This window comes from uncultured Tateyamaria sp., assembly GCF_947503465.1.
Classification (GTDB): Bacteria; Pseudomonadota; Alphaproteobacteria; order Rhodobacterales; family Rhodobacteraceae; genus Tateyamaria.
Genome location: NZ_CANNDN010000003.1, coordinates 153841 through 180701 on the forward strand (window position 1 = coordinate 153841; position 26861 = coordinate 180701).

A 26861-nucleotide genomic window follows, 5' to 3' on the forward strand; every position below is an offset into this window, starting at 1 on the left:
GTTCAGCGGTCACCAAGGGGCGACTGAGCCGTTGAAGGTTGAAGTGTTTGGATCGCGATGGGCTATTACGGGGCACCGTGAACAGACCCGCGTGAGCGACGGAATGGGTTAGGGATCAACATGGGCACGTCACGCTGGTAGGCCGCGTAAGCCGCGCCGAAGTCCCGCAGCAGCGCACGTTCCTCAAAGCGCAGACCGATGGCGATATAGACGGCCATCGCCACAACGAAGATCAGGTGGCCCAGTGTCATCACAGGGGTTGCGACCATCATGATCAGAAGGCCGAACTGTAGCGGGTGGCGCACGATGCGGTAGAGCAACGGGGTTCGGAACGTCGCGGGCGGCGTCGGGGTACCAGTTAGGTTGTGCCAGGCTTGTGACAGGCCGACGAACTCGAAGTGACCCAGCAGAAAGGTCGCGACCAGAATGATCACCGCGCCAAGCGCCGACGCACCGTAGAATATCCAGACCGCCGGTCCTTCGACCTGCCAGATGATCGCCGGGATCGGCTGCCATTGCCAAATGAACAAGCCCAGCAGCAAAGAGGATTGCAGCACGTAGGTCGCGCGTTCGGACGCGGGCGGGATGATGCGGGTCAAAATCCGCTTGAAAGCTGGCCGCGCCATCACACTGTGGACAACGCCGAACAGCAGGATCAGCGCCAGATTGATGAGGGCGGCAGTCATTGCGGGACGTGTCGCCGGACCACGCAGATCGCCGAGGTTGTGCAGGAAGGCGACCAGCCAGAAAAACACAGCTCCAAACAGGGCGTAGCTGATGAGCGCGTAGGCAAAAATAAGGTATTTCATGGTGTAACTTTCGTATTGATGTACTTGAGAATTCTCGGAGGGCCGCACCGGCAAGCCAGGGCCGCTTTGGTTTTGGGCTAATGCTGGATTTTGTCTCCCCGGCCGTTGCAGCGAGGCTCCGGCAGTCCTTCTGCCTTTCCTGAGAATGCCATTGCGCCTGCCAAGGAAGGGGTGTCGCTTAAGCACGCGTCGCCACGACCGGGTTGCGGCGGCAGGCCGGACGGCACGACCGTTGGCACAAGATAAGAGCGATCAATCGCCGTCGGGTCGGTGAGCGTTTCCAGAAACGCAAGGATGCTCGACACCTCTTCATCCGACAGGTCCACCGGCGCGAGCGTGTTGGCGCGGGCGATCTCGTTCCTCAGCCGTTCCGAACTATGTACCCAGATGTCTCGCAGATCATAGGCGCCGCGTTGCATCGGGCTCAGGGCTTGGTAGCTGACGCCGGTTCTGCTGCGCACCGGCTGGATCACGGTATCGAGCGGCGGAAGCTCCGCCGGGGTGTAGCGCGTCAGCGATGCCACCGTATCGAGATGGTGCCGCACCATATCCTCAAGCGAGGCAAAGGCGCCGTTGTGCCCCCACGGCCCTGTCAGCGAGACATTCCGCAGCGATGGCGTACGGAATGCGTAGAGGTTGGCCTTTTCACCGGTCACATTGAAACGGCCCTGATCCTCGACCCGATGCGGATAGCCGGAATGGACAGCGTAGCTGCCGTCTGATCCCTGATCTTTGCCGGGACCGATCTGTGGAACAGCGATTGCGTGAAAATCGTGATCTGTCAGCAACGGGCCGCTGTGACAGGAGCTGCACCCCGCCGCGCCATAGAATAACTCCAGCCCGGCTTCCTCGGTTGTGGTCATCGGCCAGCCAGCAAGACGCGCATCGAACCGGCTCAAGTCAGACCGGAAGGCTGCTGTTTCAAAGGCGGCAATCGCCGTGGCCGCGTGGTCGAACCGGATGTCGTCGGCTGCCTCGATTTCGTCGAAAGCCGTCACGAACTGCTCGGCATAGCCGGGATTTGCGGCCAGCCGACCCGCCAGAAGGCGCCACGCCTGTTTGAAATCTCGTTTTGAAACGGCGTCGGCGACCGGGTTCTCGCCGGGCTGGCCTGCCATCTCCACCGCCGAAAGGACCGGGAACATCGCTTGCGCGGTCAGGGCATTGTCCAGACCCTCGGGCAGTTGGTCATTGGCCGGGCTTCTGAGGCGGCTTGGAAAGCCACCCATGTGGTCAAGCTCAAGCCGCCCGTCATGAAACATCGAGGTATATGCCCGCGCGCCAATGTTGTAGAGCGGCTGCGCATTGCGGGGCACGCGCCCGGTCACGCCGTCCTGGGTGACACGTTCGGGACCAAAGCCGATGCCGCCTTCGCCGATGGACAATGAGACGCCATCGCCTGTTCCGCGCGCCGGATCGTGGCAGGTGGCGCAGGCGATGTTTCGATTGCCGGACAGAATGGGATCGAAGAACAGGCTTCTGCCAAGCTCGTAAAGCTCCGGGCTGGGTACTCCGTTCCATAGAAAATCCCTGTCCTCAAGCGGGCCGGGAAGATCGGCAGCTTGTGCACCGATGCAGGTGGTCAGAAGCAAGGCGATGGTCATCGGGGATTTCATGATCGCGTCCTCGGTTGGGTGCTTTCGCCGCGATGGGCGGCGAAAGCTTTCGTGATCTGGAAGGGGCTTTAGTCGATGTCACTTTGAGACAGGCCCGGCGACAGCGCCGCGTGCTCTTCGGGCTTGACGTCGATCAGAAGCCGCACGCCGTAGCCCTCAGACATGCCCAGCAAAACCTGCGTCATCTCGCCCGACATCCCGGCGAAAGCGCCAGTGCCACCGGTGATGACACGTGGGGCCTTGACATTGACGTCGACCAGTTCGGTGCCCTGGTTGATCAGGATGTCGCCATTGTCGAATTCAAAGACCTGCCGGGTGATGACGACAGCACCGGTCTGCGTGCGCATCCCGTCACCGACGAAATACCCGTCACAGGTCCAGCGGCCGATCACCTTGTCGGGAAAGGCAGGGCTGCCGTCGGGCAAAGTGCCTTCGACGCCGCTGTCGAGCGTGCCGTCTTCATAGATGTAGCCCTGCGTGATGAACGCGTTGCCATAGGCTGGCATGCCATCATCAAAGACAGGGGCCGGCGCAAAAACGAAGCGGCTCATGTCTTCGGCCACGTCGAATGACATGGGTGTGTCGCCCGCGAAGGCATGGGTGGTCGCCGCCGCCATCAGTGCGATTGCACAGAGAGTTGACTTATACATTGGGTGTCCTTTTCTGGTTTGAGTTGAACAACGAGGGTCACAGACGAAGCGCGACGGACGCGCTCCGGGCTGTTTGGGCTGGAGATCGGCAATCCCGACTACAGAATTCGGTGACGGATGATGGTCTCGGGCGGCTCCGCATAGTGCTCGAGGCCCATGTCGCGCAGGAGGTGACGGGGCAGCCGAGACAGCGCTTTCATCTCCTTGCGGATGCGCCGCCGCCTCGCGGCTTCTGCCAGCAGATTGCGTAGCAAGGTGGCTATGCTTGAAGGCTGTCGGCGCGGGGCGCCCGCGTGGAGGGAAATCATGGTCATGTTTTTCGTCCTATTGATGAGCGCTCGGAGGCGAGCGATGGTTTTGGCTTTCGGGCGCCCACACCCGGACCGGGACGCTCGATCGAAACCTGTCCGGTGTGGGCATCGACGCCGCGGGAATTTCAGGCGGCGGTTGCGGGAAGCATGGCGTCGGCCATGCAGCCGACGTGACGGTGATCGGTGCCGCAGCACCCGCCGACGACTTTCAGCTCAGGAAGCTTTCGGGAGAGATCGGCATGTAGCGCACCGAATTCTTCAGGGTTCCCGTCGTCCAGAGTCTCTGCTTCGTCAAGTTCCGCATGGCTCAGCCGCGATGCGTTCGCGCGGACACCGCGAATACGTCGGCACCAGGCTTCGTCGTCAAGAACGTCGCGAAAATGCTCGGGATGTGCGCAATTGATCATGTAGTAGATCGGTGCACCCCCGGTTGCGGCGTCTGTTTCAAGCACGGCGCGCGCGAGCGGCGTTCCATCGGGCAGACATCCGTCCGTCTCCACCGTGAACGAGATCGCAACGGGCACGCCCGCCTTGACGCTTGCACGGGCGAACCCGATCGCCTCCGGCAGGCTGCCGAAGGTCAGCGCGCTGACCAGATCGACCCCGCATGAGCCAAGCAATGCGATCTGCGGCGCGTGGATCGCCTCAGCCTCGGCTGCATCGAGTGCGAGCGTGCCGTCATAAGCGTCGCCGGCGGGTCCGATCACCCCGTTGATCAGGATCGGCGACACGCGATCTTGCCACCTTTCCCGGATCGCCACGGCAAACCGGACGGCATCGCGGGTGAGGTCCTGCATCTGGGCGGGCGTACGGCCGACTGCGTCCGCCCAATGCGTCCCGGAGCGCCAGGTGTTGGTGTCGAGAACAAAACCGGTGCCTGCCGTCTCTGCCATCGCGAGAAAGCGATCGAAGTACCGGTCCATTGCCGCACGGGCAACGTTGTCGTCGAGCAGGACGCAGGCCGCGAAGGCCGGCAGGTCGAACCCCTCGAGGAACAGCATGAAGGTCTCAAAACCGCCATCGGTCAAGTAGGTGCGCGGGTCGGCGAGGTAGTTGCGGATCACGTCGGAGTGAAACGCTGGGCTTTGGTTTTGAATAGTCATCCTGGTCCCTTTTTGCTTTGGGTTGGCCCAAAAGGCCGTTTCATTGGCTGTCATATGGACCCAGCCAGCGAGTCGCGTTAGAAGAGGAAAAGACCAAAACGGTTCTTATCGGACCAATTCAGTGATCAGGAGGCACAAATGAGCATTAATGCTGCTGTTATCGGATCGCGCCTTGCCGGATCCTCGGTGGTGTTCTCGATCCTCGACGTGCTGGCCTCGGTTGGGCGTGACTGGGCCATGCTGCACGGCATCCCGGCGGCGGAACCGATTTTCGAGATCAGTCTGCGGACTCTGGACGGGGCACCATATTGGGACGTCAACGGGCGCAAGATCACGCCGGACGCGATGCTGGACGAACCACCCGTCATCGACCTGGTCATCGTGCCCGATCTGTTGTTCGCCCCGGAAACTGGACTGCCTGACGATTTCACCTCTATCGCCGACTGGATTGGCGATGCCCATGCGCGTGGCGCCATCGTCGCCTCGGTCTGCTCCGGTGCGGTGCTCCTCGGCATGGCTGGCCTGCTCGACGGGAAGGAGGCGACGACCCATTGGGGCTATGCCGACATGCTGGGCCGGGATTTCCCTTCGGTAAACGTTTGTCGCGAACGCATCCTCGTGCCGACGGGTGAGGGTCACCGCGTCATCACCGCCGGCGGAATGTCGGCTTGGGAAGACCTCATGCTCTATCTGATCGGGCGGTTCGCCGGCACCGAGGAAGCGCGCAGGATCGCGAAGATATATCTGATCGATCCGCACCTTGATGGGCAGTTGATCTATGCATCGCTGACCACCTCGCGCCAGCACGAGGACCAGTTGGTCGCAGATGCACAGGTTTGGGCGGCGCAGCACTATGACACGCCAAGCCCGGTCGCAGCCATGGCCGAACGAAGTGGCATGACCGAACGCGGCTTCCACCGTCGGTTTAGGAAGGCAACTGGTCAGGCACCTGTTGAGTACATCCAGACCCTGCGGGTCGAAGAAGCAAAGCAGTTACTGGAAACCACCGCCGCTCCGATTGACGAGATCGCCGCGGAGGTCGGCTATTCCGAACCGTCAAGCTTCCGATCGGCGTTTCGAAAGCGCGTCGGTATCTCCGCCTCGGCCTATCGAAAGAAATGGCAGGCTCTCTCACCAGCAACTCAGTGATCGTTGGAAATCCGACATTCCGGGAGTTCCTACAAGAACGCATTTCGGCGCGCGATCAATATATTCTTATTGTAGCTTCGCTGTCGTGGGGTGTTTTATGTTGCGTTCTTAAGAAGATAACTGAAATGGCCGCAGCGAAAGCGCGGTTTCGGTTCCTGCAGGAATATCACCCACAAATGACCGGTATTGTGGAAAGCGCTGCGCAGCTTCGATTGGTTTGCCGCGGGTGCGAAGGAATGCTGCTTCAGCAGCATGGCCAAACATCAATGTCGGCAAAGTCCGCGTCCCGCTTATCCAACCTGGCCGCGGCGAAAGTGCGGTGTTGGTTGGAGCGGTTATGTCACCCGCGAATGATCGGTCTGGCGACATGCCCTGCGAAGCGGCGATATGATTGCTGCGGATGCGAGAAGGTTCTGCGTCAGCGAAGTGTACAAACAGAATGATGGATTTGTCTCGCGATCTGTGAGTTCGACCACCACTGGATTTTGCGCCCGCAGCGAACGGCGGCTGTGACGGGCCGCGCCGCAGCGTCGCGATCTACAGTTGACGGTCAGCAATGGGCCGGGCGTGTTGCCAATAACAGGCAAGCTTGAGCGAATGCTGCGCTGCATCCGATGGCGGGTGTGAGCCCAACCTGTGAATTCAGATTTCTCGCTGCAAGCGCTCGCAGCGAAGAAATCGCCGCAATTGCACGATGCAGAGGAGTGTTCAGCTGCAAATAAAGCGGCCATTCACGATATGCTATGCTTTCTCCGTCAGCGCGGTGCTGATGACAGGGCGCGGAGGGCGGATAGGAGGGCATATCATGCCAAGAGTCCAACTTCCCGCCGTCACGCGAAAACGCAGAGCTTGGAACAAGGGGCGTATCATCGGTCAGAAACGACCGCTGTTGCCGAAACAGGTCTGGGCGATCCGCGCGCGGCTAGAGCTCGCGGGCAATCTTCGGGACCTAGCGTTGTTCAACGTCGCTATCGATAGCAAGTTGCGCGGTTGCGATTTGATCAAACTTTTGGTCACCGACCTTGTGAAAGATGACCGCGTTCGCGAACGGGTTTCTGTGGTTCAGAGCAAAACAAAGCGTCCGGTTCAATTCGAACTGACAGAAAACACACGCGAGTCTGCTTTAGCGTGGGTAAAATCGCCGGCAATGCTGGCTTGCAGATTTATGTTCCCAAGTCGCTTCCATGATCGTGCGCATATCTCGACGCGCCAATACGGCAGGATGGTCCGTGATTGGGTAACCGCAATTGGACTGGAACCAAGCGGCTACGGCACTCATTCCCTGCGTCGCACTAAGGCGGCGGAGATTTATCGCAAGACAGGCAACCTTCGCGCCGTGCAGCTTCTGCTGGGCCACACAAAGGTCGATAGTACAGTGCGCTATCTTGGTGTTGAACTTGAAGATGCGCTGAGTATCGCTGAGAGCATCGACATGTGATCCAACATGGCGAACGGTCTGGCCGTTCGCCATCGTAAATCGGGTTGTTGTTCGCAATGTGGCCGCGGCGGCAGTTTTCGAGGTGCTTTGGGCTGCGTCGGAAACTCCTGTGTCTCCAGCAGATTTGTTCTGTGCAACTTCGGCTCAGTGTGTCGCACAGGCTTGCTTTCCACACCACATTCAATACACATTCAAATGTGAGAATTTATATTGGAGGTATGTCGCGATGGATTTCGATAGACGCGCATTTCTGGTGCAGTGCGGAGCGTATGCGGCGGCGACCATGTCGACCGCCCAGGCTGTGGCGCAGACGGCGTTGGGTGAAGCGACGCTGACAACTGTGAGCGACGGCACGTTAACTCTTCCGGGCAGTTTCATCTTTGAACCGATGCCGCAGGACGCGCTGACGCCCATTCTGGCGGATTACGGAATTCAGCACGACCGGCTTGAGCCGGAATGCAATCTGGCGCTGTACCAGGACGGCACGCGCAATGTGCTGTTTGATGTCGGGTCGGGGCCGGATTTCATGCCCACCGCGGGCGCGGTGATCGACAGTCTGGTGGCAGCCGGACTGGCGCCCGAAGACGTCACCCATGTTTTGTTCACCCATGCCCACCCGGATCACATCTGGGGCTTGCTGGATGATTTCGACGAGCCCGTTTTTGCCGACGCCACATATATGATGGGGCGTGCGGAGTGGGATTACTGGTGGAACCCCGAAACCGTCGACACGATTGGCGAAGCACGCGCGGCGTTCGCCGTGGGGGCCAAGCGACGGATGGAGATGATCGAGGACAGTGTGGTGCTGTTCGACGATGGTGACGAAGTACTACCGGGCATCGCCGCCATCGCCACGCATGGGCACACGCCGGGGCACATGAGCTTTGAGCTGCGCGGCGGGTCGCAAAGCGCGCTGGTGCTGGGCGATGCGATTGGCAACCATCATGTGGCCTTTCGCAAGCCCGCATGGATCAGCGGGTCGGATCAGGATGGGGACATGGCCGCCGCCACACGGCAGATGCTGTTTGACCGGATCATGGCGGAACAGATGCAGGTCGTGGGCTTTCACCTGCCGCAAGGCGGGATGGGCCGCGTGGACCGCGCGGCGGAGGGGTTCGTGTTTGTGCCGGACGCGACATGAAACGGCTGCTGACCGCACTCGCCCTTGTCGCAAGTCCCGCCCTGGCCAGCGAAGACATCGCGGACCAGTATCCCGGCTCGGTCCTGTATTCCAAACCGGTCGAAGTGATCCCGCATGTGTGGTCCGCCATTGGGGCCACAGCACCGCCGACCTATGAAAACAGCGGGCATAACAACAACCTGAGCTTTATCGTCACCGGCGACGGGGTTGTGGTGATCAATGGCGGGGCCGCGTACCTGCTGGCCAAGGCACTGCATGACGAGATCAAGGGCATCACCGATCAGCCCGTCAAATTGGTGATTGATGAGAATGGGCAAGGCCACGCGATGCTGGGCAATTCCTATTGGGCCGAACAGGGCGTGCCGATCCTGGCCCATGTAGACGCCGCACACGAAATCGAAGAGCGCGGCAATCGTATTCTGGAGAACATGAAGCGTTATAACCGGGACAAGGCCGAGGGCACGTTCGTCGCCCCGCCCACGCGCACGTTCGAAGAGACCGAGATCATCGAGATGGGCGATTTCCGCATCGAAGTGCTGCACCTTGGCCCGGCCCACAGCCCCGGTGACACGCAGGTGTGGCTGCCGGAACAGGGGCTGGTGATCGCGGGCGACATGGCCTTTCATGAGCGGATGTTGCCAATTTTCGAGGACACGATTGTTCTGGACTGGATCGAGACGTGGGAGTGCTGTTTCGAGGCGTTGAATGCGACCTATGTGATCCCCGGTCACGGCCACCCGACCAACATGGCGCAGGTGCGCCGGTACACGCGCGACTACCTGCAGCATCTGCGTGATGTCGTGGGCGCGCATCTGGACGCGGGCGGGGATCTGGCCGAGTCGTATTATGTTGACCAATCGCCATTCACGCACCTTGATACATTCGAGGAATTGGCGACGCGCAATGCAGGCCGCGTGTATGAGCAAATGGAGTTTGAGTGAGCGCAGACAGCCTGAGGGACTATGCCGCGCAGGGCGACCGGATCGAGGTGCCGGTCGGCACCTGCCTGTTCCAGCCCGGCGATGAGGGCCGCGCGTTCCTGATTGTGGTGTCGGGCGTGGTGCGGGTTGAGCAAACCAACAGCGCCGGGCGCACCATCGTGCTGTACCGTGTGCGCGCCGGGGACAGTTGTGTGTTGACGACCACCTGTCTTTTGTCGGCGCGGCCTTATTCTGGATATGGTTATGCCGAGGGGGCCGTTACCGCCGTGGCCATTGATGCCGAGCGGTTTCGGCGTTTGCTGGCGCAGGATGCGGCGTTTCAGGAATTGGTGTTCCGTGGCTTTGCCCAACGCGTGGGCGAGTTGACGGATGTGATTGACGAACTGCTGTTGCACCGCACCGATCTGCGGCTGGCACGGTGGTTGAGCCGGCAGGACGCCACAGTACTGCACCGCACCCAGCAGGACATCGCCCAAGAGCTTGGCACCGCGCGCGAGGTCGTGTCGCCCACCCTCAAGTCGTTTGAGCGGAGTGGCTGGATTGCGCTGGAACGTGGGGCGATCCAGATCCGGGATGCGCGGGCACTTGCGGCGCACGGAGCACAAGCGGAACTGTGACATAGTCACGGACAAGCGCCGCGGGCGCGGTCAGAACAGGGTCGTCTCAACCTGACAGGAGTGACTGACATGACCCGCAATCTTGGACAAATCGACCGTATCGCCCGCATCGCCCTGGGCGGATTGATGATTCTGCTGGCCGCGATGGGCACCATCGGTATCTGGGGCTATCTGGGTGTGATTTTCGTTGGTACCGCGTTTTTCAGCTTCTGCCCGATCTACCGGGCCTTTGGCCTTAAATCATGCCAAGACTGCTGATCCGACGTTTGATCTGGGCCATAGCCGCGGCTGCATTTGCCGCGGCGGTAGTGCTTTTGTCGTCGGCTGTTGTGTTTGCGGATTTGGCCTGACGTCACTGCGCGGCAATGGGCAGGCGCGCCAATTGGCATTGCGTCCAAAGGTCTCCGAGCGCCGCGACAAGCCGGTTCACATCCTGTGCGGTATGGACGGGAGAGGGCGTGATCCGCAACCGCTCGGTTCCCTTGGGGACAGTCGGATAGTTGATCGGCTGGATGTAGATGCAGTGATCGCGCAAGAGCGTGTCCGAGATGAACTTGCACTTGACCGGATCGCCCACCATCACCGGGATGATGTGGCTGGGATTGTCGATATGCGGCAGGCCGATGGCGTCGAGCCGGGCGCGTACGTCTGCGACACGTGCCTGATGGGCGTTGCGTTCGGATGCGCTGGTTTTCAGGTGGCGGATCGACGCTGTTGCCCCGGCGGCCACAGCGGGTGGCAGCGCGGTGGTAAAGATGAACCCGCTGGCAAACGAGCGCACGAAATCGCACAGCTCCGCGCTGGCCGCGATGTAGCCGCCCATGACTCCAAAGGCTTTACCTAGCGTCCCTTCGATCACAGTGAGCCGGTCCATCAGCCCCTCACGTTCCGCAATGCCGCCGCCGCGCGGGCCGTAGAGACCGACCGCGTGCACCTCGTCGAGGTAGGTCATCGCGTTGTAACGGTCGGCAAGGTCGCAGATTTGTGCAATTGGGGCGATGTCGCCATCCATGGAATAGACGGACTCGAAGGCAATCAGTTTGGGGACGTTGCGCGGCAGAGCGGCCAGCTTGGCCTCAAGGTCGGCAAGATCGTTGTGTTTCCAGATCACGCGGGTCGCTTTGGAATGCCGCATGCCTTCGATCATCGACGCGTGGTTCAGCGCGTCGGACAGGATCGTCAACCCCGGAATACGCGCTCCCAGCGTCCCTAGCGCGGCCCAGTTCGACACGTAGCCCGAGGTAAACAGCAACGCCGCCTCTTTGCCGTGCAGATCGGCCAGTTCGGCCTCAAGCACCAAGTGATCGTGCGTGGTGCCCGAGATGTTGCGCGTCCCGCCCGCTCCGGCACCCGTCCGGTCCAGCGTGTCGTGCATGGCGGCCAGCACGTCCCGGTGCTGGCCCATCCCGAGATAGTCGTTGGAACACCAGATGGTGACTTCTCCCGGCCCGTTGTGGCAAGTGGCGCGCGGGAATGCCCCACGGTGCCGTTCCAACTCGGCAAACGCGCGGTAATTCCCGTCCGTGCGCAACTGGTCCAACTCGGACCGAAAGAAATCCTGGTAGTTCATCAGTTCTCCACAGCCTCTGCGACGATGCTTTGCAGCAGGTCTTCGACCTTGGACATCTCGCCCTCGGGGTAGTCCCGGTAGCCGATCACCACGGCCCCCGCCTGTTCGGCGACGAAAATTCCATAGGGGCAGTGCGCGATGTTCATCGGATCCGCCTCCATCACTTCGCGGGACAGAACGGCAGAGCAGAAGATAAAGATGTCTGCGGCCTCGAACAGCTTGGTATCACTACCTACATCCGCTCCCGTACGGTTCAGCATGTCGCCGACATGGCTGACATAGTCAATCACCAGCCCCCGGTCGACAATTGCGCTTTCGACGGCAAAAGCGGCGTCGTCAAAGCTGCCGTCAAACGGTACGACAATCGGTGTTTCGGCATGTCCTGCGGCGGCAGCAAGGCCGAGAGAGATGGCAAGAAAAGTCTGTTTCATCTGATCCTCCTGAATGTGCCGCATTCTCGCCGATCGTGCGGAGCACGGCGTTGAGATGGATCAACGCCGCGCTTAGTTTTGTCAGGCTTTGGCGCCGAACATGTCGGCGGTGATGCCTGCGTACCAGCCTTCGGATTCCTCGTAGGTGGCTTTGCGCACATCCGCGCTTTCGCCGGTCTGCGAGATAAACCCATCGACCTTGGCGATCTTTTCGTCCGTCGCCTCGTAGGTCGCGCCCACCTTGACACCGTCATTGGTGTCGATGAGCGACCAGCAGGTGTTCGAGAACTTGGCCGGGAACACCTTGGAGCCTGTCAGGGCACCGCGCACCGCATTGGCACAGACCTTGGCCTGGCTGTTGGCGGAGAAGCCGGATTTCGGCATATCGCCCTGTTGGCTGGCATCACCCAGCACATAGATATCCGGGTCCGCCTTGGTGGACATGTCGGCTGCGTTTACCGGAGCCCAGTTACCATCGGTCACGCCTGCGATCTCGGCAATGCGGCCTGCTTTCATCGCTGGGATGACGTTGCAGACGTCTACCTTTGTCACCTCACCGTCGATGGTCACGGTCATGGCTGCCGGGTCCACGGAAACGTTGCCGCCGCCAAAGTCTTCGCCGACCCAGTCGACCATGCCCGCGTAGTGGTTGTTCCAACCTTCCTGGAATAGCGCCATTTTCGAAAATTTCGGCTTGGGGTCGGCGACGATGATCTTGGCCGTGGGGTTGTTGGCCTTGAGGTAGTGCGCGACCATCGACACCCGCTCGTAGGGGCCGGGGGGGCAGCGATAGGGGTTCGGCGGGGCCACCATGGCGAATGTGCCGCCCTCTGGCATCGCTTTCAGTTGCGACTTGAGCAGCTCGGTCTGCGACCCGGCCTTGTAGGCATGCGGCATCGCGTTTTGCGCATTCAAGTCCCAACCTTCGACCGCCCCTTCGACAAAGTCGATGCCCGGAGACAGGATCAGCTTGTCATAGGTCAGGCTACCGCCACCGGCCAGGGTGACCGTCTTGGCACCGCGGTCAACGCCAACGGCCCAGTCGTGCACAACGTTCATGCCGCCCGCTGCCAGCCCGCCGTAGCTGTGGCCCAGATCCTCGATCTCTTTCACGCCACCAATATAGAGGTTCGAGAAAAAGCAGGTGTAATAGGTGCGCGTGGGCTCGATCAGGGTCACGTCGACGCCGCCCTTGCTGTCCTTTGCGATGTATCGGGCCGCCGTCGCGCCACCGGCTCCGCCGCCGATCACGACAACACGCGGTTTGCCCTGCGCGCGCACCATCGGTGCTGCAAGGCTGGCCGCCAGCACGGCAGATGTTCCAAGGAACGTCCGTCTATTGAAAGTCATGTCTGTCTCCTCCCTAGGGTTGCCTCAATTCTCGAGGTCTTTGAAATACGCGGCGAGTGCTGCGATCTCTTCGTCGGCCAAACGCCCGGCGATCATCTGCATGACCGGATGCTTGCGTTGCTTGTTCTTGTAGGCGTGCATGGCCACCACAAACTGGTCTTCGGGCCAGAGCGTGATGGACGGGATCCCGTCATCACCACCTGCGGCCTGATGGCAGGTGGTGCACTCGCCGCTCAGGTATTCGCCATATTCCGGGTCGCCCTTGAGCGCGAGGATCGCCGGGTCCAGGTCATGGTCGATGCCCGTGGCTGTCGGGTCCGCTTCGGGGATGTTGGCCGGATCGTCCGAATATTGGCGCAGGAACGCGATCAGGTTCGTTCGGTCCTCCGCACTTTTGATCCCGCGAAAGCTCATCCGCGTGCCGGAGGTCATGGCGCGCGGATCTTCGAGAAAGACATCGATCGTGTCGGCATGCCATTCGAGGCCACTGGCGCCCGCGCGCTGAAAGCTCTTGGAATAGCGGAAATCGTCCAGCCCGGCCGCCTTGCGCCCGAAGAGCGCGTTAAGGTGCGGGCCGCTGCGGTGTTTGGCCCCACTACCGACCTGATGACAGCCCTTACATTGCTGGAACACCTTTTCGCCCGCTTCGATATCAGCGGTGTCGGCCAAGCCGAACCCAGCCAGCAGCGCCGACAAAACCAGCGCCGCCAGGTATCGCGTGCCGCACACCCTCATTCGCCAAAGCTCTCGAGGTAGACGGTGATGGCGGCCAGGTCTTCGTCCTTCTTGAGGCCAGCAAACGCCATCTTGGTGCCTTTCATGTAAGACTTGGGCTTGGCGAGGAAGGCGGCGAGTTCTTCGGGCGTCCACGCGCGTCCTTCGGCACCTGCCTCAAGGAAGCCTTTGGAATACTTGTACCCATCGACAGAACCCATCGTCCGGCCCATCAGCGCGTTCAGGTGCGGGCCGGACTTGTTCTTGGCCCCGTCGCCCACGGCGTGACAGGCGGCGCATTTCTTGAACACCTTTTCGCCGTGCTCGAAAAGTGGATCGCTGTCGGTCGCAGCGACTTGGGTCGGCGCCGAAGCTTCGACCGCTGCCTGTTTAGGGGCGGCTGCCGGGATAAAGGACGGGCCTGCGGCGGTAAACGACGGCAGATCGTCGATCGTGGCGTGGTTCATCACGGATTCCGAGCCACCTTCGGGCGGGGTTTCCACGAGGAAGACGGAGCGCATGGTGATCTCCACTTCGTCCTTACAGTTCTGCATGCAAGGTTCGGTGCGCCATTCGGCGTATTCCAACTCGGGCCGGTCATCGACGACAAAGCCATCGGCGTTGTGCATCTCGACATCCATGAATGTGTCGCGGCTGAGAACGAAATCCTCATCCACCATGTCGTTGGAATAGAGGATGTAGGCGACGATGGCGTAGGTTTCGTCCGACGTCAGAGTGCCCGCGCCGCCAAAGGGCATGGAGCGGTTCACGTAGTCGAACACGGTGGACAGGTACGGCCAGTAGCTGCCGACGGTCTTGACCGGATCCTCGTCCGCGAGCGTGTCGAAACCACCCGCTAGTACGGGCCAATTGTCCACCCCTTCGGCAAAGTCACCGTGGCAGGACGCGCAGTAATCGTAGAACACCTCCTCGCCCGTGATCGCGTCGCCGCTGCCGTCGGGCAAGCCGCGCCCGTCGGGCAGCACGTCCACGTCCCAGGCGGCGATCTCTTCGGGATGCGCTGCACGGCCCAGGCCCAATGTGCCCGCCGGGATGGGGGCGGCTTCGGTCAGCGATGCGCCGCTGGCCACAGCCTTTTCGGCTTTGGCCTGCACCAGCGCCACCTGCTCTTGCAATTCGGCCGCACGGGCCGCTTCTGCTTGCGCTTGCGCCGCGGCTTCCGATGCGCGTGCCAATGCGCCCTCGGCTTGGGTTTCGATCTGCGCCACGCGGGTTTCCAGCGTCGCGATCTTGTCCGCGCCGTAGTTCTTTTGCGAGATGCCATAGGCCGCGCCCAAAGCAATACCGGTCACCCCGAGAGCGGGGAGGAGGATGTTAGGAGACTTCGACATTCTCGGCGGTCCCTTCTGCGTTCACGTACCAGGTCTGGATACAGTTGTTGTGGTAGACAGCGTTCTCGCCACGCTTTTCGCGCAGCTGCGCCTTGGTCGGCTGGACATAGCCGGTGTCGTCCATCGCGCGGGATTGCAGCAGCATCGGCGCGCCGTCCCAGTCCATATCGAGGTAGAAGCGCGTGAGCGCCTTGGTGTCGCCCTGCTTGCCCAGACGGGCGGTTTCCCAGGTGATGCCCCCATCCTTGGACACATCCACACGGGTGATCTTGCCATGGCCGGACCATGCGAGGCCCGAGATGACCAGCGGCCCCTTGCCGTGCGTGATCGGCATTTGCGGGCTGGGCGAGGTTATGACGGATTTCGCGTCCATCTCCCATGTCCATTTGCGGGCGGTGCCGTCTTCGTAGACGTCGGTGTATTTCGAGGTCTCCTCGCGGCTTTCCACGGCCATGTCGGTCACTTCGATGCGGCGCAGCCACTTGATCCACATGTTGCCTTCCCACCCCGGCACGACGAGGCGGACGGGATAGCCGTGTTCCATCCGCAGTGCCTCACCGTTGGCCTTGAAGGCGACGAGCACATCGTCCAGCGCCTTTTCCATGGGGATCGAGCGGCCGTTCGAGGACGCATCGGCCCCTTCGACATAGACCCACTTGTCATCGCCCATGTCCGCGCCCGCCTCTTGCAACAGCGCGCGCAGCGGGATGCCGGTATATTCCATGTTGTGGATCATGCCGTGGGTGAACTGCACGCCATTGAGCTGCGCACCGGCCCATTCCATGCCCGTATTCGCGGCACATTCGCAGAAATACACGTGGTTCTCGCGGGGGAAGCGCTCGAGGTCGTCATAGGTGAAGACCAGCGGACGATCCACGAGGCCGTTGATCATCAGGCGATAATCTTGCTTGCTCAGTTCGATGGCACCCGAGTGGTGCCGTTCAAACGCACAGCCCTGCGGCGTGATCGTCCCGTCGAGCGCGTGGATCGGCGTGAAGTTGATCGACGAAATGGGTGAGGCAGTTAGCCATTCGACATTGCGCCGCACCACGTGGGATTCGAAGCTAATGGGCATGCCATAGGGCGTCTCGTCCACACCAGCGCCGGTGTAGCTGGCCCAGTCCTGCAATTCGGTGATCAGCGGGTCGGGCCCATTCGCGCTGGCCGCACCGGCGACAGTGCCCGCGGCAACCGCGGCGCTGCCGCGCAGGAAGGCCCGCCGGGATGGTTTGAACATATCATCCATGGTGTTGAATCCCTTGGTTAAACGCCGGTGACGACGACGCTGTTATTGTCCGGTTTGACGGTGACGGTCCCCATCTTGGCGATGTGGCTTTCGACCACGTCCCAGATTTGCGGTCCTTCGGTGCCTTCGTTGACCGAGGCCCAGCCTGCGACCACGTAGCTGCGCGCCGGGTCGATGGCTTCGCCCGTGCTTAGCAGGGTCATGTTGCTGATCCGGCTGCCCTGCGGCTGGCGCACATCGATGTGGTAGCCAAGCCCACCGGTGCGCACCATGTCACCGCCTTGCTGATAGTAGGGGTCGGGGTTGAAGATATTGTCGGCCACATCCTCCAGCACGACCTTGAGGAACTCACCCGTCATTTCCGTGCGGTATGCCTTGCCGTAGGTCATCGAGGTGACGTTGAAGATATCCTCGCGCGTGATGTCCTGACCGGGGATCATTGACGGGCCCCAGCGGACGCCGGGAGACAGAGCAATCTCGGCCTCGCGTTCGGACAGCAGTGCATCACAGATCAGGTCATCCCACGTGCCGTTGAAGTTCCCGCGACGGTAGAGAAGGCTGTCGGTCTGGCCGATCACCTCCGACAATTCGGCCTCAAACGGTGCGCGCTGTGCGTCGATCAGCGCAGCCATATCAGCATCCGGGGAGATCACGTCGGAGAAGATCGGGATCAGCTTGGACCTGTAGCCCATCATCCGACCGTCGCGGATATCGAGGTCAATGCGCGTCACGAACTTCCCGTTGGAGCCGGACGGGAAGATCAGCGTGTCGCCTGACAGCACAGGTTCGGGCAACGCGTCGTGGGTGTGACCCGACAGGATCACGTCGATGCCGCTGACGACAGTTGCCATCTTCTTGTCGACGTCAAAGCCGTTGTGGCTGAGCACGACAACGCATTCGGCCCCCGCTGCGCGCACCTCATCCACCATGGCCTGCATGTTTTCGTCGCGGATGCCGAAGGCGTATTCGGGGAACATCCAACCCGGATTTGCGATGGGCATATAGGGAAAGGCCTGCCCGATGACGGCGATCTTGGTGCCGCCACGTTCGAACATCTTGTAGGGCGGGAATAGCTCGGTCGGTTCGTCCCATTCGACGTCAAAGATATTCTGGCCAAGCGCCGCAAAGGGCAGACTGTCGACCAGTTCGTTCACCCGCTCGGACCCCAACGTGAATTCCCAATGGAAGGTCATCGCGTCCGGCTCCAGCGCGTTCATCACGTTGACCATGTCTTGACCTTGGGTCTTGAGACAGGTGTATGAACCATGCCAGGTGTCGCCACCATCCAGCAGGATCGCGTCAGGTCGGTCGGCGCGGATCGCTTTGACAACCGTTGCGACCCGGTCCATGCCGCCCACGTGGCCGTACCCCTGGGCAAGGGCGGAGAAGTCACCGGAGGACAGTGCATAATGGCTGGGGCTGCCGTCGACGATGCCATAGAGCCTGCGGAAATCGGCACCGGTCACGTGGGGCACGGCGCCCTTGTTCCCGCCGACGCCGATATTGACTGACGGCTCGCGGAAATAGATGGGCTTCAGCTGCGCATGGATGTCGGTGATGTGGATCAACGAGACGTTGCCGAACGTGTCAAATTCCAAGAGCTGATCCTGCGTCAACGCCTGTTGCGCGGCCAAACGGGCCCAGTTCCCAAAGCCGGACGCGCCGACCAAAGCCGAGGCGGCCATGCCAACCTGAAGAAAGTCGCGGCGAGAGATCATGTGCAGATCGTCCTTTAATACATATGCGTATGTTTGAATTTATATGGTATGAAAAAGGCCCCGCGCCAGAAGACGCGAGACCCTAAATAGCTTAGTTGCGTACCGACGGTGTTTCGACCGACAGGCCCTGACCGCGCGAGGCAAGGTACAGTTCCAGCGCCTTGAACTCGTCTCCGCCTTCGGAAAAGGGGGTTGCGCGGATATTCTTCATGCAACCCTTGAACCGCCCGTGGATCGAGTTCAGCTTGGCGTTTTTCAGACGATAGGTCGGAAAGCCGTTGGTCTGGCCCTGGCTCAGGTGGTCAGCCCGGATCATCACGCCATAATTGTCTTCGTGGCAGTTTGAGCACGACATGTCGAGTTGGCCCACGCGGGTGTAGTACAGTTCCTTACCGGTTTCCCAGAAGGGGGCCGCGTCGCCGTCAATTGCCACATCCATTGGCATGCCACGCGATTGCAGGCCGATCAGTGCCGTCACGGCAGTCATCTGGCCACCAGACCACTTCCACGGCTCAGCACCCATGCGTTCGGTCCGGCAATCGTTCACGAGGTCTTCCATCGCGACCAATTGGCCATCCTGGACGCGGGGCAACTGCGTGCGCAGACCGGCGAAGTCCTCGACATTCTCATGACAGGAGGAACAAGCCTTACCCTCGGTCCCATCAACCTTGTCAAAAAGGTCAATGCCCTGATCGACAAACACAAAGGCCGGATTGTCGAAGTCGTCTGTTTCAAGCGCTTGAGTCTCGCCCGAGCGGAACCGCCAACCTGAATAGATCGTGTCTAGGTTTTCGACATGGGCCGGCGCCGCGGCTTCGGTCACCATGGTTTCGCCCTCGATCGTGAGCGTATTGTTGTCCTGCGCTGTGGCCGCGCTGGCGATGCCCGCCGCAACCACTGCAATCCACGGTTTCACATTCATGTTGTCCCTCCCTGGCTGACCCGGTGTGGGCCTGGCTGGATCGTGTCGCCCTGTTGTCAGACGACTTCGATCTTCTTGCTGGTGTCGTAGACTTCGCCGTCGTCGTCGTACCATGTGAACGTGAACTCGCCGCTTTCGGGCACCGTTGCTTCAAACTGGAAGTACGGGTTGGTCGAGATTGCGGGTTCCAGGGTCACGTCGATCACGTTCTGACCGTTGAAGTCAGCCGTGAAGCGGTTGATGATTGAGCGAGGGATGACGTTGCCATCATCATCCTTGCGCTGACCGCTTTCCATCTTGTGGCTGATCAGGGTCTTGATTGTGATAGTCTCGCCAGCCGCGGCTGTTTTCGGGACTTTCACGCGGGGTTTTACGCCGGATGCCATGTTCTTGCTCCTTGTCCTTTGGGATCAGCCGCCGCAGCCGCCGATGGTCACTTTGACGTTGGCCTTGGCCATCTGGTACGAGCCGTCTTCCATCTTGGCCACGGCCACGACGTTTTGCGTAGTGGCCAGCCGGATGCGGGTCGAAGCACTTCGCGACGCGCTGAGCGGGCCGAAGTTGAATGTCGCCACGTTGGGCACCGGGTTGCCGTCCGCGAAAAGCGTGATGGCCACCGCACCGGGCGCGTCGACTTCGATTGGCACTGTGTTACCGTTTTCCGCGATCTCGGGTGCGGTCAGCGTCACGCTGCCTTCACCGAGCGCCGCGCCACCTGTCAGTTCCGCGATGGCGTCATCGGTCAGCGAAGCAAAGGCGGGCAATGAGCCCATGGCCGTCGCAGCCACGCCTGCCGAGCTGAGGATCAGCAGATTGCGTCGTGTGAGTTTCATATCTTTCTCCTCGGGGTTCGGGGATTATTCGAATGTGAGCGTCTGAAGGTAGGCCACCACATCCTCGACCTGCTGCGCGGTCAGGATGCTCTGGCCCGCAAAGTCATCGAGCGGCCGCTCGTAACCGCTGTCTACGTAGAAGGCGGGCATGATCGTGCCTTCGAACATCATTTTGGAGTTGGTGACGATGCCGCGCAGTTCGGCCTTGGTCCAGCGGTCGGCAACGCCGTCCATGGGCGGACCCACCTCACCGTGAAAGCTTTCTTCGGCCAGGTCGGCATTCATGTGGCATGCGAGGCAATTGCCCTGCTTGCGGTTGGCAAACACCTTGCGCCCCTCGACCGGGTCACCGGGCTGGCCGGTCAGGGATTGCTCAACCGTGCCATCGACAAAGGAAACGGCTGTTGGCTTGATCTCTTCCGCAGTTGCGACCGACGTGATCAACGTCACGGCGATGGCCCCTCCCAATGCGTGTTTCATGCATCCTCCCTGGGTCGATTCTTGGCCTTGGTTTTTGGCACACTATCGTACACCGGCGCGCTCACGCAATATCAAATTCAACTACTTGAATTTTTATATTTGTTCGCATCCGCAGCATTTTCGGCAATGATTGTGCAGGCGCAGAAAGACGATCAGCCCTCCTGCTCTTCGAATTTGCGCGCGTGGTACTTCTGAAACGGCTCGTCGCTGTCATAGCCTTTTTCGACCACCCAGTTCAGCATGTTGAACGTGGTCCAGCGGCCAAACGCGCCGGGCATGTTGGCCACCGCTGCTTGTGTCGCCATCACATCATCGCCAACTTCTTCGGGGAAAAAGTAGATGCTGGGTGTGAACAGTGCGCCCCAGCGTTTCACCATGTCCTTTTCCGGCAGGGTGGTGCCGTCGAAGTCCGTCACCTCCACGTCGCCGAACATGTTGATCTGCACGACAAAGAAATTCTCTTCGATGAACGCTTCGATCTCGGGCACGACAAAGACCTCTTCGTGCATCTTGGTGCAATAGATACAGCCGCGTTGTTCGACCATGACCATCAGGCGCTTGCCCTCGGCGGTCGCCTCGTTGAGGTCCTCGGACAGGTCCTTGAACGTGTCGCGCATCCACGACGTCTTGTGCAGGCCGTCATCGCCAAGTTCAGCAGCGGCAACGGGCACAGCCAACAGCAATGCGATCAAAAACGTAGCGATGTGTTTCATGATGTCCTCCCAGACTTACCCGACAGCGCTGAACCACGGGATATGCTCCAGCATCCATTGAGCGATGTAATTGATGGAATTTGTGGCGATCAGCACGCCAAACAGGATCAAGAGCGCGCCCATCCCTTTTTCGATCAGGCCCAGATGGCGGCGGAACCGGGCCATCCACGACATGAATGGCCCAATGAAAAGTGCGGCCGCAATGAAGGGCAACGTCATGCCCAGACCATAGACAAACAGTAGGCTTGCCCCCTGGCTCGCCGTATCCTGTCCTGCGGCAGTGAACAGAATGGCGGCCAGCACCGGCCCCACGCAGGGCGTCCAGCCAAAGGCAAAGGCCAACCCGATGACGAACGCGCCCAGAAAACCGACATTTGACGTGTTTCCCGCATCCGCTCGGAATTGGCGGCAAAGGACCCCGATGCGCACCACGCCCAGAAAATGCAGGCCCATCGCGATAATGATCCCCGCAGCCACCCACCGCAGGATATCGAAATACTCGCGCACCATCTGCCCAAAAGCCGTGGCCGTCGCGCCAAGCCCCATGAATACAGTGATGACCCCAAGCGCAAAGCAGCATGCCGCCAGGAATGCACGCAGCCGCACCTCGCGCGAGATCTCGGCCTCGGCCGAAATCTGGTTCATGCCGACCCCTGCCAGGTAGCTGAGGTAGAATGGCACGATGGGCAGAATGCACGGTGACAAAAAAGACAGCAGACCCGCCAGCAAAGCGCCCAAATATGTGACATCAAACATGAAGTAAGCGCCCTTGCCTTGAGATATTCAAAAATTAGATTATGATTGGATGACACGAAACGTCAATCGGAGTGTTTGGGTGAAACGTCTTCACATCCTTTGGGTCGTGGCCATGCTGTGGCTGCCCGCTGCCTCGGTTGCGGAGACCTACCTGCTGATGGCAGAGGAGGACGGATGCTATTGGTGCGCCAAGTGGAATGAAGAGATTGCCCACATCTATCCAAAGACAACCGAAGGCAAAATGGCACCGCTGCAACGCTACGATCTGCACAGTGAAACGCCGGACGTCACCTTTGACAAACGTGTGCATTTCACCCCCACTTTCGTGCTGGTGCAAGACGGCGTAGAGGTGGGACGGATCGAAGGATACCCCGGCGAAGACTTCTTTTGGGGCCTTCTCACAACGATGTTCGAGCGCGCGAATATCCCCTTGGAAAAGAGCGGATGAATCGCTATGTCGCTGGATATGTCAACTGAACCTGACACTCAGGGCACCCTGCCCTCGCGCTTGCCTGTCTTCGACCCGAACATGTGTGCCGAGGACATGGAAAAGATGATGCGCAATGCGCAGGAAGCGTCGAATTTCCTCAAGGCGATCAGCCACGAGGGCCGTCTGATGATCCTGTGCCACCTCACATCCGGCGAAAAGTCGGTGACTGAGCTTGAAGATCTGCTGTCCGCCCGTCAGGCGGCCGTGTCCCAGCAACTTTCGCGCCTGCGGCTCGAAGGGCTGGTGAAACCGCGGCGCGACGGCAAGACGATTTACTACAGCTTGACAGATGACCGGCCCCGGCAAATCATGGAAGTCGTCTACGACCTGTTCTGCCGGGACGACTGACCGGTCGCCTCGCCAGCGGTCGGTCCTGGGAAGGAAGCCGATATGCTGGACACGCTAGGAGAAGCCAACACCGTTGCTTTGATTGGACTTTTGGGTGGCATCGCCCTGGGTCTGGCCGCGCGCATCGGGCGCTTTTGCACACTGGGTGCGATTGAGGACGTGCTCTATGGTTCTGATGACAGACGCATGCGGATGTGGGCGCTAGCGATTGGTGTGGCGATCATCGGCACGCACGTGGCCGTGGCCTTGGGCGCATTTGACGTCTCCCAATCCGCCTATCTCGACCGCGTATGGAACCCGGCGGGCACAATCGTCGGCGGTCTCCTCTTCGGCTACGGCATGGCACTCAGCGGCAATTGCGGCTACGGCGCTTTGGCGCGCCTCGGCGGCGGCGACTTACGCTCTTTCATCATCGTAATTGTCATGGGCCTCTCGGCTTATTTCGTGATGTCCGGCCCACTGGCGCATGCGCGTGTCTGGCTCTTTCCGGTCGAGGCCGGCGCCACCAGCCCGCAGGGACTTGGCCAATTGCTCGATGCTCAGTTTGCCGTCTCTCCAATTCTCACCGGGCTTCTCGCAGGGGGGGTGATCCTTACCGTCGGCCTCGGCAGCGCTGAGATACGCCGGTCACCCAAACACATCCTATGGGGCTGTGTCGTCGGGTTGGCCATCGTATCTGGCTGGGTTGGCACCTACTGGGTGACCACCGTCGGCTTCGAACCGGAGCCCATCGAAACACACAGCTTCGTGGCCCCCATCGGGGACACCATTTTCTACATGATGACTGCCTCCGGCAACACGCTGTCGTTCAGCGTCGGATCGGTGGCTGGCGTGGTCATCGGCGCGGCAGTGGGGTCGTATTCCAAGGGCCATTTCCGCTGGGAAGCCTGCGAAGACCCGCGCGAGTTGAAACGCCAGATTTCAGGTGCCGCCTTGATGGGGCCCGGCGCTATCCTTGCCGTGGGGTGCAGCGTGGGCCAAGGCATCTCCGCCTTTTCGACCTTGGCCTTCAGCGCCCCCGTCGCCTTTATCGCAATTTTCCTCGGTGCAAGTTTTGGCCTAAGGCAACTGATCACAGGCTTTTCACCAGCAGAGTAGAGAACCGTTTTGATTGATCACATGAAAGAGTGAAGCGCCACTTTCAGGATCACGCGTGCTCTGAAACACACAGCGATTGCTCTGGTAGACTACTGGTATTCATCAAAAGACCGAGGCATCAAAAACGCGGTAGTGTCGTTACATACAAGCTTCGAAAAGTCACTTCACTGCCGGTTACGCTGTTGAGAAGTAATAAAGACGCCGGCCTATGGCTTGCAGTGCCCAGATCTTCACAACTTAGGTAAGTTGCAGCGCCAGGAATTCTAATTCATGTCCTAACACCGACTTGCAACGACCGCTTCCATGAGTTGGATTGCCCTGCGGCGATACACATGCCGCTCTTGCCAAGATATGCTGCGCCGGCAATAGCTGCGACTGCATAAGTCCGGTTTGTCCCGCAAGCAAGGCATTCAGTGCATGCGCAGTGAATGACCGCTTCAGGCAGGTCTTTTTGCTTTCCTGAAGTCGCAGAAGGCGTTGTTTCTTCGTCGCAACTCGAGGTGTCGTTCGCAAAACGGCTGTCGACCGAGCACCGGCGGGCTTCACCTGTGGGCCTCGCACTGCGCGATCAAACTTTCCCATGTCTGGCGGCTGCACGTAAAGCCTACCGACCGAGCCTGATCTGCATACCTTGTGAACGGCGCGTCAGGTATGTCGTCTTTGCCTACGAATATCATCCGTTTGGCCCCCGCGCGACGTAAGCGACGCATGGCATCATCGAAGGGGTCTTCAGGATCCGTTTCGTCTTCAAGGCCGTAAAGGATGGGCGCATAGTCGGCGACCAGCTTTTCCAATGACTTCACGCGGAAACCCGCGACTGGAACCGCTTCCTCGAGCAACAGCACGGTATCGAACAGCAACCGGCCACCGATGGCAAGTAGGTCGGCATCGGGTGTGTTCCCAAGCTCCAGGTCGAGCGGGACCAGAACCGTATGCGCCATCTGAGGAGTGATTTCATGGTATCCCATGAGCAACGCGCTGCGGTTTGCGTGGGAGAGGTCATTCAGGGTTGGGATCGCCTTCCGGAACGGAAAATTTTGATACGCGGCGGTCAGGCTGCGCAGGTTCCGATCCGAGAAAATCACGGTGTCATCAGTTGGTATGCCAAGCTTGTGCAACTGGCTTTCCAGTCGTCTTAGCATTTCTCCTGCGGTGACGGTCAGCGGGTCCACTCGGACAATTGTCAGATGAGGCTCGTTCGCATCCTCGGCCACCTCGGGCAGTCGTAAAGGGCCGCCGGACAAGGCGATCACGGGCAACCCGGTCTCAAGCGCGAGGCGAAGCAGCGCATCTTCGAAGGTTTCCGCCACCTGACCGCCGATGATTGGTCCTGTTCTCATAGGAACGGGATAGGCGGCGGGCCTCTGCCCCATCAGATCGAGGCAGGCCGCGCGTGGGCGGCTTCTGGGTTGGGTTGGTTCTGTCACTTCACGCTTCCTGTTCCCAAAGCCGGACCTTCTTCTTTGCCGGACAAATTTTTCTCCTGATTTCCGCAGTATCCCTCATGCCCCCCGAACGCCCTCTTCAATCTGCTCTGCGACGCAGATCGCCTGTGCTTCCCTTGTCTCGATGGCGATTGCGCTGATGCCTTCCGCCTTCTTGCCCCATCTGCGGTAAAATGCTGTCGGCGTTGATCGATCGCCGAGCCGATACCAGCGCGAGACGGTACGCGCCCAGCCTGCGTCGGGATCGATACCGCAGAGCGGGGATGTATGGATCATAGGGCCGATGGATACGGGATGCGCATCAACATCACCGACGAGATGCGCGCCGGTACCGCCATCGGATCGGACTGGGACCCAGCCCGCCAGGAATGGCGCGCAATCCAGTTCCGCCGCCGCCGGCCCAGCCACCGCCAATTCGAGCGACCGCAGCCGCATGCGGGTCGTGATCAGCCGCCAGATGTCCTCATAGGCGAATACCCATTCGAATGCGGTGACGTAGAGCCCGCCGTCGATGCGGGTCGGTTCAAACTCGGGCGCGACTGTCAGGAATGTCTCCCGCAGGTCGCGGTCGAGGTTGTCCCACGACACCACCGTGCCGTCATCATGCCCCTCCACCCAGAGGGGGCGGGCTGACCGAAGCCTTTGGAGCAGGTCGAGATCACGCTCATTCAGCTCCATGGCGGCTCTCCCATGCGCAGGCGTCTCGCAAATAGGCTGCCGAGACATCGGGCTGCTCGTTTGGATATGGGCCTGCGATGCGCCTGCCGTTGTACTCGACCCAACCTTTCGCCCAGTAAACTCGGCCCCTCTTGTAGATTTCGAGCGGCATGCCTGGCCTCCTTCAAAAATCTTGTCGATCTGCGCCGGTGTGATCAGCATTGTCCGCCCAAGGCGGTAGAATGCCCCAGTCTCGTTTGCTCGCTCCCGCAGGGTCCGCTCAGAAATATCGATACCCATATCCGCCATCAGCTCGACCCATTCGGAAGGCTTTTTCCCAAGGCCGAGGATTTGGGAGCTGTCTGATTTGTCGGTCTCTGTCATTTCAGTCGTCCTTGTCCGCTTGAGTTGAAACCCCACGCCGCATGGAATCGCTTGTTAAGCACCAATTGACGTGGTCAGATGGAAATAATCGGAATAGTTCGTCATTTTTTGCAATGTTCGCGAAAAAATACGATCTCGTCAAATGGAAACTGCACATGGCGCGGAAAGACGCTGAATTGTTTGCTTCGATGGGTGCGCGCCTAACGATTGCGCGTAACGAAGCAGGGTTGTCTCAAGCTGCCATGGCTGAAGCGCTTGGTGTGTCGCCTCGGGCGTATCACAGCTACGAGAAGGGCCAGCGCGGAATTCCAGTTGAAGCGTTGGTGGCCTTTGGTGAGCAATTCGAAGTCGATGTGCCGTGGCTGTTATTGGGCACCAAGGCGATACGCGCTGGCCACGATTTCAATGCTTTGAAGGAGATCGAGACCTCACTCGATCAGCACCTCAACGCAGAGAACATCAAAATCAAAAGTGAAAAGCGCGGGGCCATCGTCGCGCGTTGGTACCAGTCGCATGTTGAGGGGCGGGAAGTAACGGATGATGACGTTCACACTTGGATCGAACTCGTAAGGGATTAAG

General features: G+C 60.2%; 30 protein-coding genes. 10 read left to right on the forward strand and 20 right to left on the reverse strand.

Annotation, left to right across the window (positions count from 1 at the left end; all coding sequences use genetic code 11):
- Positions 1–65 precede the first annotated feature (65 nt).
- The 5 genes from Q0844_RS16685 to Q0844_RS16705 all read right to left on the reverse strand — a co-directional run bounded on the left by Q0844_RS16685 (position 66) and on the right by Q0844_RS16705 (position 4543).
- Positions 66–809, reverse strand: a complete 744-nt coding sequence (locus Q0844_RS16685; RefSeq protein WP_299047167.1) for an isoprenylcysteine carboxylmethyltransferase family protein — start codon at positions 807–809, stop codon at positions 66–68.
- Between the two features lie 77 nt (positions 810–886).
- Positions 887–2425: a cytochrome c peroxidase gene (locus tag Q0844_RS16690; RefSeq protein ID WP_299047170.1), complete on the reverse strand. Its 1539-nt coding sequence runs from the start codon at positions 2423–2425 to the stop codon at positions 887–889.
- Positions 2426–2493: 68 nt separating this feature from the next.
- Positions 2494–3075, reverse strand: coding sequence for a hypothetical protein (locus Q0844_RS16695; RefSeq protein ID WP_299047173.1), 582 nt, complete (start codon positions 3073–3075; stop codon positions 2494–2496).
- Between the two features lie 98 nt (positions 3076–3173).
- Positions 3174–3389, reverse strand: a complete 216-nt coding sequence (locus Q0844_RS16700) for a hypothetical protein (RefSeq protein WP_299047176.1) — start codon at positions 3387–3389, stop codon at positions 3174–3176.
- Positions 3390–3511: 122 nt separating this feature from the next.
- Positions 3512–4543, reverse strand: a complete 1032-nt coding sequence (locus Q0844_RS16705; protein ID WP_299047179.1) for a homocysteine S-methyltransferase family protein — start codon at positions 4541–4543, stop codon at positions 3512–3514.
- 84 nt (positions 4544–4627) lie between these two features.
- On the opposite strand from Q0844_RS16705, the gene Q0844_RS16710 reads away from it, so the two are divergent.
- The 6 genes from Q0844_RS16710 to Q0844_RS16735 all read left to right on the forward strand — a co-directional run bounded on the left by Q0844_RS16710 (position 4628) and on the right by Q0844_RS16735 (position 10033).
- Positions 4628–5638 (forward strand): helix-turn-helix domain-containing protein, encoded by a 1011-nt coding sequence (locus Q0844_RS16710; protein ID WP_299047182.1) that lies wholly within the window; start codon positions 4628–4630, stop codon positions 5636–5638.
- A gap of 805 nt (positions 5639–6443) precedes the next feature.
- A complete protein-coding gene (locus Q0844_RS16715; protein WP_299047185.1) occupies positions 6444–7076 on the forward strand; it encodes a tyrosine-type recombinase/integrase in 633 nt (210 codons plus the stop codon).
- A 226-nt stretch (positions 7077–7302) separates the two neighbouring features.
- The gene (locus tag Q0844_RS16720) at positions 7303–8217 is read left to right on the forward strand and encodes an MBL fold metallo-hydrolase (protein ID WP_299047187.1); all 915 of its coding nucleotides are present in this window, start codon (positions 7303–7305) and stop codon (positions 8215–8217) included.
- Positions 8214–9158 carry an MBL fold metallo-hydrolase gene (locus Q0844_RS16725; RefSeq protein ID WP_299047190.1) on the forward strand — a complete coding sequence of 315 codons (945 nt, stop codon included), beginning with the start codon at positions 8214–8216 and terminating at the stop codon, positions 9156–9158. Before Q0844_RS16720 ends, Q0844_RS16725 begins: the two co-directional genes overlap by 4 nt.
- The gene (locus tag Q0844_RS16730) at positions 9155–9775 is read left to right on the forward strand and encodes a Crp/Fnr family transcriptional regulator (protein ID WP_299047193.1); all 621 of its coding nucleotides are present in this window, start codon (positions 9155–9157) and stop codon (positions 9773–9775) included. The genes Q0844_RS16725 and Q0844_RS16730 overlap by 4 nt, the downstream gene beginning before the upstream one ends.
- A 69-nt stretch (positions 9776–9844) precedes the next feature.
- Complete coding sequence (locus Q0844_RS16735) at positions 9845–10033, forward strand: DUF2892 domain-containing protein (RefSeq protein ID WP_299047195.1); 189 nt, start codon at positions 9845–9847, stop codon at positions 10031–10033.
- A 94-nt stretch (positions 10034–10127) separates the two neighbouring features.
- Here Q0844_RS16735 and hemA read toward each other — a convergent pair whose 3' ends face one another.
- The 13 genes from hemA to Q0844_RS16800 form a co-directional block, all read right to left on the reverse strand.
- On the reverse strand, positions 10128–11345 hold the full coding sequence (gene hemA, locus Q0844_RS16740) for a 5-aminolevulinate synthase (protein ID WP_299047196.1): 1218 nt from the start codon (positions 11343–11345) through the stop codon (positions 10128–10130).
- The gene (locus Q0844_RS16745; protein WP_299047198.1) at positions 11345–11776 is read right to left on the reverse strand and encodes a DUF302 domain-containing protein; all 432 of its coding nucleotides are present in this window, start codon (positions 11774–11776) and stop codon (positions 11345–11347) included. Before Q0844_RS16745 ends, hemA begins: the two co-directional genes overlap by 1 nt.
- Before the next feature lie 81 nt (positions 11777–11857).
- Positions 11858–13126, reverse strand: coding sequence for an NAD(P)/FAD-dependent oxidoreductase (locus tag Q0844_RS16750; RefSeq protein WP_299047201.1), 1269 nt, complete (start codon positions 13124–13126; stop codon positions 11858–11860).
- Between the two features lie 24 nt (positions 13127–13150).
- A complete protein-coding gene (locus tag Q0844_RS16755) occupies positions 13151–13837 on the reverse strand; it encodes a c-type cytochrome (protein ID WP_299047967.1) in 687 nt (228 codons plus the stop codon).
- 20 nt (positions 13838–13857) lie between these two features.
- The gene (locus Q0844_RS16760) at positions 13858–15192 is read right to left on the reverse strand and encodes a c-type cytochrome (RefSeq protein ID WP_299047203.1); all 1335 of its coding nucleotides are present in this window, start codon (positions 15190–15192) and stop codon (positions 13858–13860) included.
- Positions 15176–16438 (reverse strand): sulfite dehydrogenase, encoded by a 1263-nt coding sequence (soxC, locus tag Q0844_RS16765; RefSeq protein WP_299047205.1) that lies wholly within the window; start codon positions 16436–16438, stop codon positions 15176–15178. Before soxC ends, Q0844_RS16760 begins: the two co-directional genes overlap by 17 nt.
- 17 nt (positions 16439–16455) lie before the next feature.
- Complete coding sequence (gene soxB, locus Q0844_RS16770; protein ID WP_299047206.1) at positions 16456–18156, reverse strand: thiosulfohydrolase SoxB; 1701 nt, start codon at positions 18154–18156, stop codon at positions 16456–16458.
- A gap of 91 nt (positions 18157–18247) precedes the next feature.
- Positions 18248–19078: a sulfur oxidation c-type cytochrome SoxA gene (gene soxA / locus Q0844_RS16775; RefSeq protein ID WP_299047209.1), complete on the reverse strand. Its 831-nt coding sequence runs from the start codon at positions 19076–19078 to the stop codon at positions 18248–18250.
- A gap of 56 nt (positions 19079–19134) precedes the next feature.
- A complete protein-coding gene (gene soxZ / locus Q0844_RS16780) occupies positions 19135–19464 on the reverse strand; it encodes a thiosulfate oxidation carrier complex protein SoxZ (RefSeq protein WP_299047212.1) in 330 nt (109 codons plus the stop codon).
- 24 nt (positions 19465–19488) lie between these two features.
- Positions 19489–19911, reverse strand: coding sequence for a thiosulfate oxidation carrier protein SoxY (soxY, locus tag Q0844_RS16785; protein ID WP_299047215.1), 423 nt, complete (start codon positions 19909–19911; stop codon positions 19489–19491).
- A 24-nt stretch (positions 19912–19935) separates the two neighbouring features.
- Positions 19936–20391 carry a sulfur oxidation c-type cytochrome SoxX gene (soxX, locus tag Q0844_RS16790; protein ID WP_299047217.1) on the reverse strand — a complete coding sequence of 152 codons (456 nt, stop codon included), beginning with the start codon at positions 20389–20391 and terminating at the stop codon, positions 19936–19938.
- 152 nt (positions 20392–20543) lie between these two features.
- The gene (locus Q0844_RS16795) at positions 20544–21104 is read right to left on the reverse strand and encodes a thioredoxin family protein (RefSeq protein ID WP_299047218.1); all 561 of its coding nucleotides are present in this window, start codon (positions 21102–21104) and stop codon (positions 20544–20546) included.
- A gap of 15 nt (positions 21105–21119) precedes the next feature.
- Positions 21120–21860, reverse strand: coding sequence for a cytochrome c biogenesis CcdA family protein (locus Q0844_RS16800; protein WP_299047221.1), 741 nt, complete (start codon positions 21858–21860; stop codon positions 21120–21122).
- Positions 21861–21972: 112 nt separating this feature from the next.
- On the opposite strand from Q0844_RS16800, the gene Q0844_RS16805 reads away from it, so the two are divergent.
- Genes Q0844_RS16805 through Q0844_RS16815 form a run of 3 tightly spaced genes read left to right on the forward strand, consistent with a single transcriptional unit; the run spans position 21973 to position 23796 of the window.
- Positions 21973–22308, forward strand: a complete 336-nt coding sequence (locus Q0844_RS16805; protein WP_299047969.1) for a hypothetical protein — start codon at positions 21973–21975, stop codon at positions 22306–22308.
- An 18-nt stretch (positions 22309–22326) separates the two neighbouring features.
- Entirely contained in the window at positions 22327–22698 is a 372-nt protein-coding gene (locus Q0844_RS16810) for a metalloregulator ArsR/SmtB family transcription factor (RefSeq protein WP_299047224.1), read from the forward strand.
- A gap of 42 nt (positions 22699–22740) precedes the next feature.
- On the forward strand, positions 22741–23796 hold the full coding sequence (locus tag Q0844_RS16815) for a YeeE/YedE family protein (protein ID WP_299047227.1): 1056 nt from the start codon (positions 22741–22743) through the stop codon (positions 23794–23796).
- Positions 23797–24338: 542 nt separating this feature from the next.
- On the opposite strand, the gene Q0844_RS16820 is transcribed toward Q0844_RS16815, so the two are convergent.
- Both Q0844_RS16820 and Q0844_RS16825 read right to left on the reverse strand, forming a co-directional pair.
- Positions 24339–25136 (reverse strand): hypothetical protein, encoded by a 798-nt coding sequence (locus Q0844_RS16820; RefSeq protein ID WP_299047228.1) that lies wholly within the window; start codon positions 25134–25136, stop codon positions 24339–24341.
- Between the two features lie 162 nt (positions 25137–25298).
- Entirely contained in the window at positions 25299–26282 is a 984-nt protein-coding gene (locus tag Q0844_RS16825; RefSeq protein WP_299047230.1) for a DUF6634 family protein, read from the reverse strand.
- Between the two features lie 41 nt (positions 26283–26323).
- Here Q0844_RS16825 and Q0844_RS16830 point away from each other — a divergent pair, with 41 nt between their 5' ends.
- Positions 26324–26860, forward strand: a complete 537-nt coding sequence (locus Q0844_RS16830; protein WP_299047233.1) for a helix-turn-helix transcriptional regulator — start codon at positions 26324–26326, stop codon at positions 26858–26860.
- Position 26861: the final 1 nt, after the last annotated feature.

Excerpts from the sequence above, each read along its gene's own strand:
- Q0844_RS16685 (WP_299047167.1), bottom strand. The coding sequence starts at position 809 with ATGAAATACCTTATTTTTGCCTACGCGCTCATCAGCTACGCCCTGTTT.
- Q0844_RS16690 (WP_299047170.1), bottom strand. The coding sequence starts at position 2,425 with ATGAAATCCCCGATGACCATCGCCTTGCTTCTGACCACCTGCATCGGT.
- Q0844_RS16695 (WP_299047173.1), bottom strand. The coding sequence starts at position 3,075 with ATGTATAAGTCAACTCTCTGTGCAATCGCACTGATGGCGGCGGCGACC.
- Q0844_RS16700 (WP_299047176.1), bottom strand. The coding sequence starts at position 3,389 with ATGACCATGATTTCCCTCCACGCGGGCGCCCCGCGCCGACAGCCTTCA.
- Q0844_RS16705 (WP_299047179.1), bottom strand. The coding sequence starts at position 4,543 with ATGACAGCCAATGAAACGGCCTTTTGGGCCAACCCAAAGCAAAAAGGG.
- Q0844_RS16710 (WP_299047182.1), top strand. The coding sequence starts at position 4,628 with ATGAGCATTAATGCTGCTGTTATCGGATCGCGCCTTGCCGGATCCTCG.
- Q0844_RS16715 (WP_299047185.1), top strand. The coding sequence starts at position 6,444 with ATGCCAAGAGTCCAACTTCCCGCCGTCACGCGAAAACGCAGAGCTTGG.
- Q0844_RS16720 (WP_299047187.1), top strand. The coding sequence starts at position 7,303 with ATGGATTTCGATAGACGCGCATTTCTGGTGCAGTGCGGAGCGTATGCG.
- Q0844_RS16725 (WP_299047190.1), top strand. The coding sequence starts at position 8,214 with ATGAAACGGCTGCTGACCGCACTCGCCCTTGTCGCAAGTCCCGCCCTG.
- Q0844_RS16735 (WP_299047195.1), top strand. The coding sequence starts at position 9,845 with ATGACCCGCAATCTTGGACAAATCGACCGTATCGCCCGCATCGCCCTG.
- hemA (WP_299047196.1), bottom strand. The coding sequence starts at position 11,345 with ATGAACTACCAGGATTTCTTTCGGTCCGAGTTGGACCAGTTGCGCACG.
- Q0844_RS16745 (WP_299047198.1), bottom strand. The coding sequence starts at position 11,776 with ATGAAACAGACTTTTCTTGCCATCTCTCTCGGCCTTGCTGCCGCCGCA.
- Q0844_RS16750 (WP_299047201.1), bottom strand. The coding sequence starts at position 13,126 with ATGACTTTCAATAGACGGACGTTCCTTGGAACATCTGCCGTGCTGGCG.
- Q0844_RS16760 (WP_299047203.1), bottom strand. The coding sequence starts at position 15,192 with ATGTCGAAGTCTCCTAACATCCTCCTCCCCGCTCTCGGGGTGACCGGT.
- soxC (WP_299047205.1), bottom strand. The coding sequence starts at position 16,438 with ATGGATGATATGTTCAAACCATCCCGGCGGGCCTTCCTGCGCGGCAGC.
- soxB (WP_299047206.1), bottom strand. The coding sequence starts at position 18,156 with ATGATCTCTCGCCGCGACTTTCTTCAGGTTGGCATGGCCGCCTCGGCT.
- soxA (WP_299047209.1), bottom strand. The coding sequence starts at position 19,078 with ATGAATGTGAAACCGTGGATTGCAGTGGTTGCGGCGGGCATCGCCAGC.
- soxZ (WP_299047212.1), bottom strand. The coding sequence starts at position 19,464 with ATGGCATCCGGCGTAAAACCCCGCGTGAAAGTCCCGAAAACAGCCGCG.
- soxY (WP_299047215.1), bottom strand. The coding sequence starts at position 19,911 with ATGAAACTCACACGACGCAATCTGCTGATCCTCAGCTCGGCAGGCGTG.
- soxX (WP_299047217.1), bottom strand. The coding sequence starts at position 20,391 with ATGAAACACGCATTGGGAGGGGCCATCGCCGTGACGTTGATCACGTCG.
- Q0844_RS16795 (WP_299047218.1), bottom strand. The coding sequence starts at position 21,104 with ATGAAACACATCGCTACGTTTTTGATCGCATTGCTGTTGGCTGTGCCC.
- Q0844_RS16800 (WP_299047221.1), bottom strand. The coding sequence starts at position 21,860 with ATGTTTGATGTCACATATTTGGGCGCTTTGCTGGCGGGTCTGCTGTCT.
- Q0844_RS16805 (WP_299047969.1), top strand. The coding sequence starts at position 21,973 with ATGCTGTGGCTGCCCGCTGCCTCGGTTGCGGAGACCTACCTGCTGATG.
- Q0844_RS16810 (WP_299047224.1), top strand. The coding sequence starts at position 22,327 with ATGTCAACTGAACCTGACACTCAGGGCACCCTGCCCTCGCGCTTGCCT.
- Q0844_RS16815 (WP_299047227.1), top strand. The coding sequence starts at position 22,741 with ATGCTGGACACGCTAGGAGAAGCCAACACCGTTGCTTTGATTGGACTT.
- Q0844_RS16820 (WP_299047228.1), bottom strand. The coding sequence starts at position 25,136 with ATGAGAACAGGACCAATCATCGGCGGTCAGGTGGCGGAAACCTTCGAA.
- Q0844_RS16825 (WP_299047230.1), bottom strand. The coding sequence starts at position 26,282 with ATGACAGAGACCGACAAATCAGACAGCTCCCAAATCCTCGGCCTTGGG.
- Q0844_RS16830 (WP_299047233.1), top strand. The coding sequence starts at position 26,324 with ATGGAATCGCTTGTTAAGCACCAATTGACGTGGTCAGATGGAAATAAT.